Source organism: Microvirga aerophila (genome assembly GCF_003332305.1).
GTDB lineage: Bacteria > Pseudomonadota > Alphaproteobacteria > Rhizobiales > Beijerinckiaceae > Microvirga > Microvirga aerophila.
This window is the reverse complement of record NZ_QOIO01000055.1, coordinates 24612-38238: the sequence shown is the minus strand read 5'-3', so window position 1 is coordinate 38238 and position 13627 is coordinate 24612. Positions and strand designations below refer to the sequence as shown.

The following is a 13627-nucleotide window of genomic DNA, read 5'->3' as shown; positions in this document are numbered from 1 at the left end:
TTCCAAGCTCGCCGGAGGGCAATGTGTAGATCGGCTTACGGTGATGCCGCAGCGTGACCGAGCACAGACTCGAGGACCCGACCGTTCCCTTGCAGGAGCCACTCTGGATGTACTCACTGACCCGGAAGACATCGTCGAGCAGATAGAAGATGCCACTGATCACGTCCCTCGCCGGCGTCTGCGCGCCGAACCCGACGCCAACCCCGATAAGGCCCGACCCGCTCCTGGCCCGGCTTAAAGGGTGGCATGTACGCCGCCGGGAAGGTCTGAAACGGGTCAAAATGTAACGAACAGCATGTGAAATGAAGATCCGCTCACCGCCTCATGAGCAGACCAAAGTGTTTCTTCCGCCTCGCGCCAATCAGAGACCTCCTCCGGGGCGGTCCTTCCGGCGGATCAGGCGAGCAGAGTACGGGCGATGATGTTGCGCTGGATCTCGGACGACCCCTCGTAGATGCGCATGATGCGGACGTCGCGAGCCAACCGTTCAAGCGGCATGTCCCGCGAGTAGCCGTAGCCGCCATGTATCTGCAAGGCGCGGTCGATGACAGCACCAGCAGTCTCGGATGCCAGGAATTTGGCCATCGACGCTTCCCGTGAATACCGCTTTCCCGATCCACGCAGGGATGCAGCCCGCAGCCCCATAAGGCGAGCCGCTTCGAGTTCGGTTGCCATATCCGCCAGCATCCACTGGAGGCCCTGGAATTCCGCGATCGGGTGCCCATCCACCTGGCGGATTTTTGACCAACTGACGGCGGCGTCCAGGGCCGCTCCCGCCATGCCGGTGCACATGGCGGAGACTTCGATGCGGCCGTTGTCCAACACATGCATGGCGGTTCGAAAACCGCTGCCTTCAGGGCCCAATCGATTGTGTTCGGGCACCCAACAATCGAATGCGACCGCGAAGACGTGACCGCCACGCAACCCCATGGTCTTTTCGGGAGCGCTTGTCTCGACCCCGCCGTGCCTGGGCTCGACGATGAATGCACTGATGCCCTTGTAGCCCGCGGCGGGATCGGTCTTCGCGAAAACGACGATGAAATCGGCGTATGCCGCATTCGAGATGAAATGCTTCACGCCGGTGATCCGGTATCCCTCCCCCTCGCGAACGGCCCGGGTGCTCATGTCGGCCGGGTTGGATCCGGCCCGGGGTTCCGTCAGAGCGAAGGCTCCAAGGGAGCGCCCGGCAGCCGCCTCGGGTAGATATCGCTCCCGGATGGCATCGTCACCGCCCAGAAGTATAGAGTCCGTTGCCAGATAGTTAGCCGTCACCATCGACACCGTCGAGCCGCATCCCCCCGCCAAGGCCTCGACGGCAAGGTAGAGTGCGATCGGCGACACCCCTGCCCCGCCCCACCGCTCAGGAAGGTTCATCCCCATTACCCCGAGCTCTCCCAACGCCGGGATGTGCTCGGCGACGAAGATTCCTGTCTCGTCGATGGCCTGTGCACGAGGCTTCAGGGAAGCCTCGGCAAACCTCGCGACTGACCCGGCAACGGCAATGGCATCGGGGTCTGGCTGGAAGTTCATCATCCACTCGCTTTGCTTCGGCAATCCTAACTGGCGGTCAGCCGAGATCGGCTAGGATCGCGTCCGTGTGCTCACCAAGCGCCGGGACTGGGGCGCTCCGACCCCGGATGGTGCCGGAGAAATGTGCGGGCTGTTCCGGGACGGGAAAACCCAGGCTGCCCTCGGGGAACAACTGACGATGGCGCGTTTGATCCGAATTGATGGCCTCGGCCAGGTTCTGGATCGGTGCGACTGGGATTCCGGCAGCCGAAAGGACGCCTTCAACATCGGCGGAAGTCCGCCGGCCCGACCATGCCTCGATGTGGTCGCGCAGAGCGGGCTCGTTTGCGGAGCGGTCGGCATCGGTCCGGAAGCGAGGATCCTGGACCAGCCCCGGACGTTCGATGGCCTGTGCGAGACGCTCGAACAGCCGCTCGTTGAGCACGGCGATGGCCACATGGCCATCGGCCGTTTGATACACCCCGAAGGGGGCGGACAGCGGGTGGCGGTTTCCGACCCGCCCCGGAACCTCGCCACTGGCGAAGTGGCGGCATGCACCGGTGGGAAGAAGGGAGAGAAGGGCATCGAACATCGCGAGGTCGATGTGACACCCGCGTCCGCTGCATTCCCGTTGCCAGAGGGCGGACGTCACGGCCCATGATCCATATAGGCCAGCGATCAGGTCGCCGATCGCTTCGCCCACCATGGTAGGAGGCCCGTCCGGATGTCCCGTCAACGACATGAGACTGCTCGTGGCTTGGACGATGATGTCATAGGCGGGACGATCCCTCATCGGACCCGTCTGCCCAAAACCGGAGATGCTGAGATAGATCAGCTTCGGGTTGACTTCGGAGAGTGCGGCATAGCCGATCCCGAGCTTGTCGGCGACGCCGGGCCTGAAATTTTCGACCACCACGTCGACCGTGCGTGCAAGCCTCAGCGCTGCATCGCGCCCCTCGGGCGACTTCAGGTCGAGGACAACGCTGCGCTTGCCGCGGTTGGCGGACATGAAGAGCGCACTCTCACCCTCGACGAAGGGGCCGATGTGACGATACTCGTCCCCCTGGGGCGGTTCGACCTTGATGACCTCCGCCCCGATGTCGGCCAGGAGCGCGGTTGCGAAGGGGCCAGCAAGCACCCGCGTAAAGTCTAGGACACGCAACCCCTCGAGGGGACCTTGGACATTGCCCGACACTGCTTCCACGCTCGTCTCCCCTGTCGTGGGAGCGATGCGATTGACACCTCTTGAATCAACACAAATAATTTTTCGATATTTTAGGGATAGGATTTCTTGATCCCGTTTACCCTGCGCCAACTTCAGTATTTCGTCTCAGCAGCCGAACATGGCGGCACCGCTCAGGCCGCGATCGCGATGAACGTCTCGCAGCCCTCGGTGTCGATGGCGATCAAGCAGCTCGAGGAAGCGCTGGGCGAGAGCCTGTTCGTCCGGCAGCACGCCCAAGGCTTGGTCCTGACGCCCGCCGGTAGAGCCAAGCTGGCCGAGGCGCGAAGCCTGCTCTCGCAATCTAAGGCTTGGATTGCCTCGCCGACGGGCATGAACGGCCGCGATGCCTGGATCGATGTCGGCTGCTTCGTGACACTGGGGCCAAGCCACTTGCCGGCCATCATCAGGTGCTTCCGCCAGCACAATCCGGGCGTTCAGGTGAGGCTCCGGGAGGCGAATGTGGAGCAGTTGCATCATCTGATCGACAACGGCTCCATCGAGGTCGCTCTCACTTACGACCTCGGCCTCGGGCGAAGCGGGAACATGGAGGTCGTTGGATACCTGAAGCCCCATGCACTTGTCGGGTCCGACCATCCCTTGGCGACGCGCCGATCCGTCTCGCTGAAGGAAATCGCCGAGAACCCATTGATCCTGATAGGCCTACCCCACAGCAGGGAATACTTCCTCAGCCTGTTCCGGTCGGCCGGTATAACGCCGAACATCGCGATGGAAACGCAGTCCCTAGAGATGGTGAGGGGAATGGTCGCCAACGGGCATGGCGTCTCCGTTCTGGTCACCAAGCCCTCTCCGCAAGTCAGTTACGATGGGCGCCCACTCGTTAGCCTGGAGATCTCCGAGACGGTTCCTCCGCAGAAGGTGGTGGTCATCACTCCGCGCCATTTCCCGTGACCTGGATGGCCGAGGCTTTCATTCAAAGCATCCGCCAGCACTTCTCCACTGCGTCCGAAGGTCGTTAGGCATCGCGCCGAAGCTGGAATCCAGGTTGTACGTGAACTGCTGAGAAGTTTGGATATTGCGCCTCCCACGCACTGTTGGCCTGCGCCGGATCCGAGTAGTCTCCATCCGCTGATTTCCTGAACCGACCCTATCGGCTCACGGGACATTTCTGCCGTCCGCATCGGAAAGAGTGAACTCTTTGACTGAGACGGGTTATCGGGAGTGGTGGCTTGACTTCGTGAATGTCTGCATCGGGTCAATCTGAGCCGTTAAGCGTGGCCTGATGAAGGTCAGCACACCCTATGACTGCGAAAGTTCGGCTTTCGTCAGCCCCGTGCCAGGGGGCGACCTTCGTGCAGGGTGTCAAGAAACATTCCTGGAGCGGTGCGGCCCCAATCGTTGGACAAGACGGTTCGCATCCGGTTTGATCGCGTAACTCCTTCCTAGCGGTCACCCTAACCCATGGTGCATACAGTGAGTGGTTTCAAAACGGCTGATCTCTGCGACGAATTTGGAGAAGAACTGGAGGTCTGCCTGACTCAGTTCCGCACGTTTGGCGGTCACAAGTCCTTTAGCGGGGAGATCCAAACTGTCAGTACTTTCGAGGATGTCGGGCTGGTAAAACAGTGCCTTGAACAGCCTGGACGAGGGCGGGTTCTCGCCGTCGATGGAGGAGGCTCGATCCGAGTAGCTCTGATCGGCGACAGGCTCGCGACCAAGGCCATCGAGAACGGCTGGTCCGGGGTAGTCGTCTTCGGTGCCGTTCGCGATACCGAGGCGCTTGCCATAATGGATCTTGGCGTGATGGCGCTTGGCGTCGTCCCAGCCCGCGGCTCGTTCAATGGCACAGGTGCGATCGGCACTTCATTCCAGGCTGGCGGGGTGGGCTTCGCGCCCGGCCAATTCGTCTACTGCGACGCGGATGGAGTCGTCGTGAGTTCCCGGAGATTACACGACCTCTGAGAGCTCCCAACGACCGGGTCAACGCGCCTGCCCTGTGCCGAAGCGCGCCTGGAGCTCCTCAAAGGAAGTCAGCTCGCCCGCGATGGCGCTGGCTGCGACCGTGGGAGGGCTGGCAAGCCAGACCTTTCCAGGGCCCGAGCGACCCGGGAAATTCCGGTTGATGGCGCTCACGGTCACCTGATCGGTGCTGGTCGATGTGCCGGGACCGCAATTCGCACAGGCGCCGCACGCCGGCTGGAGTATTTCGGCTCCAACCCGCGCAAAGGCGGCAAGATAATTCTTCTCGATGCAGTAGTCCCGGACCGCTGTCGTGCCGAACTGAAGGAAGAGCTTGATGTGAGGCGGGACCTTGAGCCCCCTCTCTGCCGCCCACGACAGGACCTCGTGATAGCGGTCGAAATCCTCCCGCTTGCCGGCGGTGCAGGACCCGCCATAGGCGATGTCGATAGCTACCCGCTGCGGCAGCTTGGAAAGATCGAGACCATTGCCGGGATCCCCGGGAGCCGCCACCATGGGCGATAAGGCCGAGAGGTCCACACGGATCACTTCCGCGTAAGCAGCACCCTCGTCGCTGCGCATCCACGGCGCTATCGTGACATCGATCCCGCGACGTTCCTTGAGGAACCGAACCGTCTCCGCATCGGGTTCGACGATCCCGGTAAAGCCTCCCAGCTCGGCGGTCATGTTGGTCAGCGTCGCCCGCTCGTCTGTGTTGAGCTGTGCGATGCCGGTGCCGCCAAACTCGAAGACCTTGCCGACGCCAGTTCCCATCTTGAGCCCGGGCAAAGCGAGTAGGTGCAGGACGATGTCCTTCGCCGTGACGCCGCGGGGCAACGTTCCCGAGAGCTCAATGCGCAGGACCTCCGGTACCGTGATCCGTACCGCACCCGTGACCATGCTATTCGCGATATCGGTCGTGCCGACGCCGAACGCCAGGCAGCCCAGCGCCCCGCTGTGTGGGGTATGGGAGTCCGTGCCAACGATCAGTTGCCCAGGCAAGGCATACTGCTCAGCCATCAGGGCATGGGATATTCCCTCGGACCCTTCTCCGCCCGGCAGGTAACCATGCGATCGCAAGCCATAGTCCGCCACGAATTCCCGGTGCGCCCGGGACAGTTCATGGACCTGGGGAAGCAGACCACGCTCAATGTGCACACGGCTCCGGTGTGCATAGGAGTAATGATCCTCAAAGACGATGATCGACTCCGGCTCGTGGAGGCGGACGGGCTTACCGAACGTTTCATGCAGCATGTAGCTGCACATTCCGGTGTAGATGTCGTGGATGAACCGGATGTCGGCCCGAACGAAGCCCCCTGTTCCGGGCGTGATGTCACCAAGGCTATCGGCGGTTTTCACCACATGGCGCGCCAGGATCTTCTCGAACAAGGTCTGCGGCCCCTGCCCGTCCGACAGGCTTCGGGTGGCCGAAACGGAGTGTAGGCGCTCCCGGCCGTAGCGCAGCAGGCCACCACTGCGTAGGACTGCGGCCGCAATGCTGTCGCGGTCTCCGACCAATTCCTCAACATCGATCTCCTCTCCGCGTCGGATCCGCTCGATCAGACCGAAGTCAGTCGACGTGAACAGGCCGACGTTGTCGGCGTTCTGGCGGTAGATGCGCTCAAAGTTTTCAGCGATGACGAGGCGAATACCGGCTGCCTTCTCGGCGACCGGGCTATGCTCCCGTGACGAGCCCTTGCCGTACCGCTTGCCTCCAACCGCGACGATGAAGCCGCCCAGCCTCGCTGTCTCCAAACCGATCGGCAGCCGATCACCCGCCTTGAAGCCAGTGTAAGGATGACTGGCCAGCCGCTCGTCGAAGTAAACAAGCGACGGCAGTGGCGTGATTTCATCTGTTGACACGTCGTCGCGAAGCTGCCCAGCCTGCTCCAGCGAAAGGTCGACCCCCGCGAGTTGGACGTCGATCTTATCGGGATCGGCTGACAGGAAGAGGATGCGGCCGGGGAAGGTGACCCTGGTCATGCGCTTGCCTGATCGAACTGTGGCTGCCACCGCAGAAGGTAGGCTTGGATCCGCCGCACACCAATGGCGAGCAGGATGCCAACCACCATGAGGACGAAGATCGCAACCATCATCTCGGACGCGTTGGCGCGGGCCTCGGCTTCGACGATCAGCTTGCCGATGCCGCGCTCGGCACCGATGAACTCACCCACGATCACGCCGATTAGCGCAAATGACACCGCCGGGGTCAAAGAGGCGAACACCCAGGCGAGCGTCGATGGGATGACCACGGTCCGGGTGACCGTCCACGAGTTAGCCCCGAGCAGCCGCGATGCCGCGATCTGATCCCGGTCCACCGCACGGGTGCCCTCAAAGGTGTTGAAGAACACCACGAAGAACACGACGATCCAGGCCGTGACGATCTTGGAGATGTCGCCGAGGCCGAACATCAGGATGATGAGCGGGACGAGCGCGATGCGCGGGATCGAGTTGAATGCCACGATGTAGGGCTCGAACACGCGCGACAGGAAGTCGGACCGGCCGAGGATCAGCCCCACCGCAATACCCGAGAGAGTGCCGCCGAGAAAACCCCAGAACGTGTTCTTGAGCGTCACCGCCGTCGCCATCCAGATGTTGTTGGCATCCTCGGCAAGGCACGCCGTCATGCCGCTCCAGCCGTGGAGCGTACCGCCGCGATCCGTGAGGCAGCCCAGGCGCAGGAAGCTCTTCCAGATCTCGGAGGGCTTCGACACGAAGTACGGGTCGAGGAAGCTGGGCACGTAGGGTTTGAGCGCCGCAAATGCGCGCAAGTCGTAACCCCACTGCCAGACAGCAAGAAGCAGGAGCAGGATCGCCACCCGCCAGAGCAGGACAGTGGTTGAGGATTGCTTGGATGCCATGAGTTTCACTCCGCCTTCGTCTTGCGGAATTCTTCGCCGAGCGAATGCCAGATATGCGAGAACAGCCGTGCGAACTCGGGACTTTCGCGCAGGGCCACAGCATCCCTCGGGCGTTCCAGCGGGACCTCGAAGTCCTCCTTGAGTCGTCCGGGCCGGGCGGACAGGAGGATGATGCGGTCCGCCAGCGTCAGGGCCTCGCCGAGGTCGTGGGTGACGAAGAGAACCGTCTGGCGCTCACGCTCCCACAGTTGCAGCAGGATGCGGTGCATCTCGAGCTTGGTGTGGGTGTCGAGGGCCCCGAACGGCTCGTCCATCAGCAGGATCTCGGGTTGCGTGATCAGGGTGCGCATCAGCGCCACACGCTGGCGCATGCCGCCCGACAGGGTTCGAGGGAAGGCCTTGGCGAAGGCAGTGAGGCCCACCTGATCCAGTGCCTCGGCCACGCGGGCCCGGCGCTCGCCTGCGGGCACGCCAGCGATCTCAAGCCCATAGCCGACATTGGCCTCAACCGAGCGCCACGGGAAGACCGTATCCCGCTGGAACACGTAGCCGATCTCGCGCCGTACCTGGCCCTGTTCCATCGGCTTGCCGTCGATGAGGATGTCGCCGCCGGTCCGGGGGATCAGCCCGGCGACCATGTTCAGGATGGTGCTCTTGCCGCAGCCCGACGGACCCAGGAGCGCGACGAACTCGCCGCGCCCAATGTCGAAGGACACCTTATCGACGGCGGTCACCTTCGCGTCGCCGCGCCCGAAGGCCTTGTCGAGCGAAAGCACGGACACCCGTACGTCCTTGCGAGCCGTCACAGCCTTCGGCGTCGGCTCGGCCGTCGTGTAGGGCCGGGCACCCATGTCAGGCTTTCTTCTGCGCGGCGTCGAGGAAGCGCATGTCGACCACATCCTCGTATTTCATCGGGGGAATATCAGTGCCGTTGCGGTACCACACGCGCCCTCCCCGCTCGAAGTCCTCCTTCGTGATGCGGCCATTGTAGTCCCAGGTTTCCTTGTCGAACGCGAGTTCCGCCTTAGCGGACGCAGGATCGATCGATCCATAGTACTTGGTTCCGAGGAGAGCGAAGACCTCGTCCACGGGCGTTTCCTTTACCCAGCGCATGGCCTTGTACAGTGCGTTGACGGTGGACTGTACAAGGGCGGGGTTCTGCTCGATGGTGTCCTCGAGCGTGTAGAAGGCAAGGACTGGCAGGTTGCCGCCGAAGTCCTGTGCCACAACACCCGGCGTGCGGACGTCGTACAGTGTCTTGCCGAATCCGTTGCGCTCCGCTTCCAACTGCCACGCAGGAGGCGCCATGATGACGTCGAACTGCTTGCTTTGCAGGCCGGCGAGCATGGTCTTGCTGCCCCCGCCCGCCACCCAGTTGATGTTCTGGCCGAGCTTGCGTGCCTCAAACACGTATGTGCCTAACATCCACGTTCCCGAACCGATGGCAGTTGCGGCCACGATCGGCTTGGCACCATCCGGACGCTTCCATTGGCCAAGCTTTTCGACGGTGTTGATGCCCTGATCGAACAGGTCCTGCCGGATCACCATGTTGGCTGTGGAAGGGACCATCTGAGTGGCAAGGATGAGCTTCGCCTTCTTGCCGCGGTTCGAGAGCTGGAGCGGATGGCTGCCGTCGCCGTGAGCAAACAGCGCGTCCACCGCGGCCAGGGTCTGGCGCGAGCGGGCGCCGGCATCGGTGATGACGGTTTTGACGTCGACCCCTTCATCCTTGAAAAAGCCCTTCTCGACGGCCACGAAGGTGAGGGCGTAGACAGGCAATGCCGGTCCAAACGTGATGCTTGCCGGCGTTGCAGCTTGAGCAAGGCGCGGGAAACCGAGGGCCCCTGCGGCCGCGGCGCCGCCAGCAGTGGCGAGAAAGTGTCGGCGATTGATCATGCGTTTTCCTCCTGGTTTTAGTTTGGGGGATCGATCATCCATGCCTTTGTTTCTGTGGCTTCTCTTGACGATCGACTTCCCGACGAAGCTTTAAGACCTACTCATCTCTGCCAACCTGCACGTGTCTCTGCGTGATAGCGTTGTCTGCACATCTTGTGTCAGCCTCGATGCATCAGCCGATGACCCGGAGACCCGACCTGAACTTCTCGGCATTTCGGACGTAGTTTGCGGCGGACCTCCGCAGACCTTCCAAAGCCTCAGAGTTTAGTTCCCGGACGACCTTGGCGGGGGCGCCGACGATGAGAGATCCGTCGGGGAACTCCTTCCCTTCGGTCACCAGGGCATTCGCGCCGACAAGGCAGTTTGCGCCAATCCGGGCGCCGTTCAACACAGTGGCTCCCATGCCGATGAGCGAGCCACCTCCAATGGAGCACCCATGGATAATCGCATGGTGCCCAATGGTAACTCCCGCCCCAATGGTGAGCTGGAAACCCGGGTCGGTGTGCAGCATAGCCCCTTCCTGGATATTCGTCCCGTCTCCGATATCAATCAGTTCGTTGTCACCCCGCAGAACAGCACCGAACCAGATGCCGACGTCGCGACCGAGCTGAACGCGGCCGATGACGTGAGCGCTCGGAGCAATCCAGATCCGATCAGCGTCCGGGAGTTCCGGCACCGTGTCATCGAGTGCGTAAATCGGCATCTGCTGCTGTCTCCTCTCCAATCTCGATGGTCTGATAGTCCGAGCCCACGCTGCCCCTGGTCAGGCGGCCGCCGGGGACTGGCGAGCCGGTACCGAGATGATGCCGTCGGCAACCATCTTGTTGATCTCCGCCTCAGAGAAACCGGCCTCTTGCATGACCTCGATTCCATGCTCGCCCGCACGCGGGGGCTGGCGCCTCAACCCAGGGCGACCCGTGCCAAGAGTAACGGGAAGCGCCGGAAGCCCAGCCTCAGGAACAACCGGAGTACCACCCGGCGCGCCCTCAGCACTTCTGAGATCAATCGGCAATAGCCCTTCCGATGCCAACAGGTGTGGGTCATCGAAAAGGTCGGCCGGGCGTGCGATGGGAGCGAAAGGCAAGCCTAGAGCTTCACACCTCGCCATCAGCTCGGTCTTAGGCAGCTTCCTGAAGACCTCCGCCACGCGCAGGCGGATCCGCGGTCGTGCCGCCGCCAACTGCGCCATGGTTCCAAGATCAGGATCGGACAGGAGATCGTGAAGCCCGAAAGCCTCGCAGAACCCACGCCATTGGCTCTCCGTGACCGTTCCGACAAAGACCTGCTCACCCTCGTCGGCGGAATCGAAGACGTCATAGACGGGCCAGGGTTTCTTCATGTCCGGATCGCCGAACGGCTCTGGATTGTGGCCCTCAATGGCCGCACGGGCCATGTGTTGCGCCACCAGCACCATATTGGTTTCGAATAGGCCCGATTGAACGAGAGAGCCGCGGCCGGTCCTGTCGCGCTCCCGCAGCGCCGCCAGAATGGCCACGGCCCCGAACGTCCCGCCCAATATGTCGTTGACAGAGGCGCCCGTTCGGAGAGGGCGGCCGGGAGGGCCAGTCATGTAGGCGAGCCCGCCCATCATCTGGACCACCTCATCGAGAGCCGTGCGATGCTCATAGGGCCCGGGCAGGAAGCCCTTGAGAGAGCAATAGACAAGACGCGGATTGATCCCGGACAGTGCGGCGTATCCCAGTCCGAGCTTTTCCATAGCTCCTGGGCGGAAGTTCTCGACAATGACATCCGCGCTTGCGGCAAGCCGACCGACGAGTGCCGCCCCAGCGGGACTCTTCATATCAACGCAGATGCTGCGCTTGTTCCGGTTGTAGGTCGGGAAAAAGCCGGTGGCCGCGCCCGTGAGACGCCGCGAATTGTCACCGGCAGGACCGGGCTCCACCTTCACGACATCGGCGCCGAGATCGGCCAGGATCATCCCACAGCTCGGCCCCATGATCATGTGGCTGAATTCGAGGACGCGGATTTCGGCGAGAGGCGCCGGCTTTTGGGGGGTGTGTTGGGTCAAAGGTGCGGACAACTTGTAAACATCCTCAAGATTGTCAGGGTGGCGTCGATGACGCCCAATCCCGCTACGCGGCGGCTGACGACGACATGCGGTAGGTACGGGGAATGCCGGCGGCCGCGACCCGGCCCTGAAGCGTTTCGCTCGGAAGTCCAGCTTGGAGGACCTTGCGGGCTTCAAGCAGTGCCTCCAGGTCAATTCCGGTCGAGAAGCCTTCCGATTCCAGGAGATAGACAAGGTCCTCCGTTGACACGTTGCCGACGGAGCCGGGCGCGAACGGGCAGCCGCCAAGGCCGCCTAGCGCTGCATCGAACCCGCGCACGCCCTCCTCGAGAGCTGCGAGGACGTTGGCCAGAGCCGTGCCGAGAGTGTCATGCAGGTGCAGGTTGCCGAAGGTCGTGCTGCCGATCTCGGCCTTCACGGACCGTACGAGGCGACGGATGTGAGACGGGCTGGCGTACCCGAGGGTATCGGCCAGGGCGATCACGTCCACGCCCGTTTCGGCCAAGGAGGCCGCCAATGAGATGACATCACGCTCGGGGACGATGCCCTGGAGCGAGCAGCCAAAGGCCGTCGAGATGCCGACCTCGATCCGGGGCGCATCGCCCCCCAGGGACTGGGTCCACTCGACAACGCGCCTGACTTCCGCAACCTGCTCGGCCCGTGACCGGCGCACATTGGACTGGCTATGGGCCTCGCTCGCCGACACGGGCAAGATAATGGACTGCGCTCCAACAGCCGCCGCGTTTTGCACGCCACGCAGATTGGGAGCGAGGACGATGACGCGCAGGCTCGGGTGAGCCGAACGGACAGCACGGGTCACTTCCGCGGCATCCGCCATCTGCGGCATCGCCGCCGGCGGGACGAAGCTGGCGACTTCCATCTCACGGATGCCCGCTGCCGTCATCGCGCCGATCCAGGCAAGCTTGGCTTGTGTCGGCATAATCGCCGACGCATTCTGCAATCCGTCGCGGGGGCCGACCTCGCGCACCACGACGGCTTCCGACTTGGAGCTGATCTCCATAGCGTCTCCTCGGGCGTAGTCTTGCTTTTGTCGTTCGACAGAGACTGCCGACGTGAGAGCAGAAGGAGAAGCGCTATTTCGCGGACACAGCGTCCGTCGTTCGCGAATGCTCGACCTCAGCCGGATTGCCTTGTGAGGCGGAAAGGTAGTCGAGCAGCAGGCGCGCCGAAGGCGTCAGCATGGTGGCCGGGCGACTGACCAGTCTCACCTGGCGCCGTGCCCAGGGCTCAGCCAGCCGAACACCGACAAGGCGCAGGTCAGGATTGTAGGTTGGCAGGACACCATCTGGGATGATGGCGAGGTCATGGCCGGCGGCAACGAGTCGGGCAGCGGCCTCGACCGTTGCGACGCGAAGGCGCGGGCGCAGACGCACTCCAAGACGCTCCGCAGCCTCTTGCAGAAGCAACGTCATGGCGCCGCCCTCGATGATCTCGATCAGGGGGTGGCCAAGGACTTCCGCAAAGCGCAGGCTCTGGCGCGCTGCCAGCTCATGCCCCATTGGCATGACAACGAGGAGTTGGTCAGAGCGCCAGGATCGTGCCTCCAATCCATTGGGGACAGCTCCGCCAACGGTAATAATTCCAATATCCGTTTGGCCCTCGACAAGGTTTTGCAGGACGGACAGACTCGTGACTTCGCGCAGCTCGACACTGACCCCGGGATGCTCGACGGCAAAAGCCGCCAAAGCTTCCGCGAGTGGATGTCCGGCTAGGACCGAGAGAGTCGCGTGGAGACGCACACTGCCCAGTCCACCTTCAGCAACCGCACGGAGGTCCTCTCCAAGGCGGGCGCCGAAAGCGAACATCGTGCGAGCATGCCGGGCGAGCAGTTCGCCTGCCACCGTCGGCGTTACACCTCTTGCACCCCGGGTCAGGAGTTGGACTCCGAGTTCCGTCTCCAGATCCTGAATACGTTTTGCGGCGGCTGAAACGGCGATGCCGCATTTCTCGGAGGCACGGGTAACACTCCCGCATTCGATGGCAGCAAGAAAGATACGCAGGGTCGTCCAATCCGGCAGGTTCATTGGCCTATATTCGGTAACGCGCTCTTTCGTGCAAGGACCGCCGCGGGAAGCCGGTCTTCTTTGGCGCGAGCACACGAGTACCCCTCTTAGGTCTCCTGTGGGTCAGTCTCTGCCGATCCCCTACCCTTCGCGAACGTCTGCTCTG

The 13627-nt window shown here is 62.7% G+C and carries 12 protein-coding genes and 1 pseudogene; 2 read left to right on the top strand and 11 right to left on the bottom strand.

Annotation, left to right across the window (positions count from 1 at the left end):
- The 3 genes and pseudogenes from DRB19_RS23580 to DRB19_RS23570 form a co-directional block, all read right to left on the bottom strand.
- Positions 1–223, bottom strand: a pseudogene (locus DRB19_RS23580) (mechanosensitive ion channel domain-containing protein); the annotation flags it as partial.
- A 173-nt stretch (positions 224–396) separates the two neighbouring features.
- Positions 397–1533, bottom strand: a complete 1137-nt coding sequence (locus tag DRB19_RS23575; protein ID WP_245439769.1) for an acyl-CoA dehydrogenase family protein — start codon at positions 1531–1533, stop codon at positions 397–399.
- Positions 1534–1567: 34 nt separating this feature from the next.
- Positions 1568–2713: a CaiB/BaiF CoA transferase family protein gene (locus tag DRB19_RS23570; RefSeq protein WP_114188461.1), complete on the bottom strand. Its 1146-nt coding sequence runs from the start codon at positions 2711–2713 to the stop codon at positions 1568–1570.
- Positions 2714–2800: 87 nt separating this feature from the next.
- Between DRB19_RS23570 and DRB19_RS23565 the strand changes: the two genes are divergently transcribed.
- Entirely contained in the window at positions 2801–3643 is an 843-nt protein-coding gene (locus DRB19_RS23565; protein WP_114188460.1) for a LysR family transcriptional regulator, read from the top strand.
- Between the two features lie 522 nt (positions 3644–4165).
- Complete coding sequence (gene rraA / locus DRB19_RS23560) at positions 4166–4654, top strand: ribonuclease E activity regulator RraA (protein ID WP_210207517.1); 489 nt, start codon at positions 4166–4168, stop codon at positions 4652–4654.
- Between the two features lie 18 nt (positions 4655–4672).
- Here rraA and DRB19_RS23555 read toward each other — a convergent pair whose 3' ends face one another.
- The 8 genes from DRB19_RS23555 to DRB19_RS23520 all read right to left on the bottom strand — a co-directional run bounded on the left by DRB19_RS23555 (position 4673) and on the right by DRB19_RS23520 (position 13482).
- Positions 4673–6634: an aconitase family protein gene (locus DRB19_RS23555; protein ID WP_114188458.1), complete on the bottom strand. Its 1962-nt coding sequence runs from the start codon at positions 6632–6634 to the stop codon at positions 4673–4675.
- Positions 6631–7512, bottom strand: a complete 882-nt coding sequence (locus DRB19_RS23550) for an ABC transporter permease (protein WP_114188457.1) — start codon at positions 7510–7512, stop codon at positions 6631–6633. The genes DRB19_RS23555 and DRB19_RS23550 overlap by 4 nt, the downstream gene beginning before the upstream one ends.
- A gap of 5 nt (positions 7513–7517) precedes the next feature.
- On the bottom strand, positions 7518–8363 hold the full coding sequence (locus DRB19_RS23545; RefSeq protein WP_114188456.1) for an ABC transporter ATP-binding protein: 846 nt from the start codon (positions 8361–8363) through the stop codon (positions 7518–7520).
- Between the two features lies 1 nt (position 8364).
- Positions 8365–9408 carry an ABC transporter substrate-binding protein gene (locus DRB19_RS23540; protein ID WP_114188455.1) on the bottom strand — a complete coding sequence of 348 codons (1044 nt, stop codon included), beginning with the start codon at positions 9406–9408 and terminating at the stop codon, positions 8365–8367.
- A gap of 172 nt (positions 9409–9580) precedes the next feature.
- Positions 9581–10111 (bottom strand): gamma carbonic anhydrase family protein, encoded by a 531-nt coding sequence (locus DRB19_RS23535; protein ID WP_114188454.1) that lies wholly within the window; start codon positions 10109–10111, stop codon positions 9581–9583.
- 60 nt (positions 10112–10171) lie between these two features.
- A complete protein-coding gene (locus DRB19_RS23530; protein WP_245439766.1) occupies positions 10172–11449 on the bottom strand; it encodes a CaiB/BaiF CoA transferase family protein in 1278 nt (425 codons plus the stop codon).
- A gap of 52 nt (positions 11450–11501) precedes the next feature.
- Complete coding sequence (locus tag DRB19_RS23525) at positions 11502–12458, bottom strand: hydroxymethylglutaryl-CoA lyase (RefSeq protein WP_114188453.1); 957 nt, start codon at positions 12456–12458, stop codon at positions 11502–11504.
- 73 nt (positions 12459–12531) lie between these two features.
- Positions 12532–13482 carry a LysR family transcriptional regulator gene (locus DRB19_RS23520; protein WP_114188452.1) on the bottom strand — a complete coding sequence of 317 codons (951 nt, stop codon included), beginning with the start codon at positions 13480–13482 and terminating at the stop codon, positions 12532–12534.
- Positions 13483–13627 lie beyond the last annotated feature (145 nt).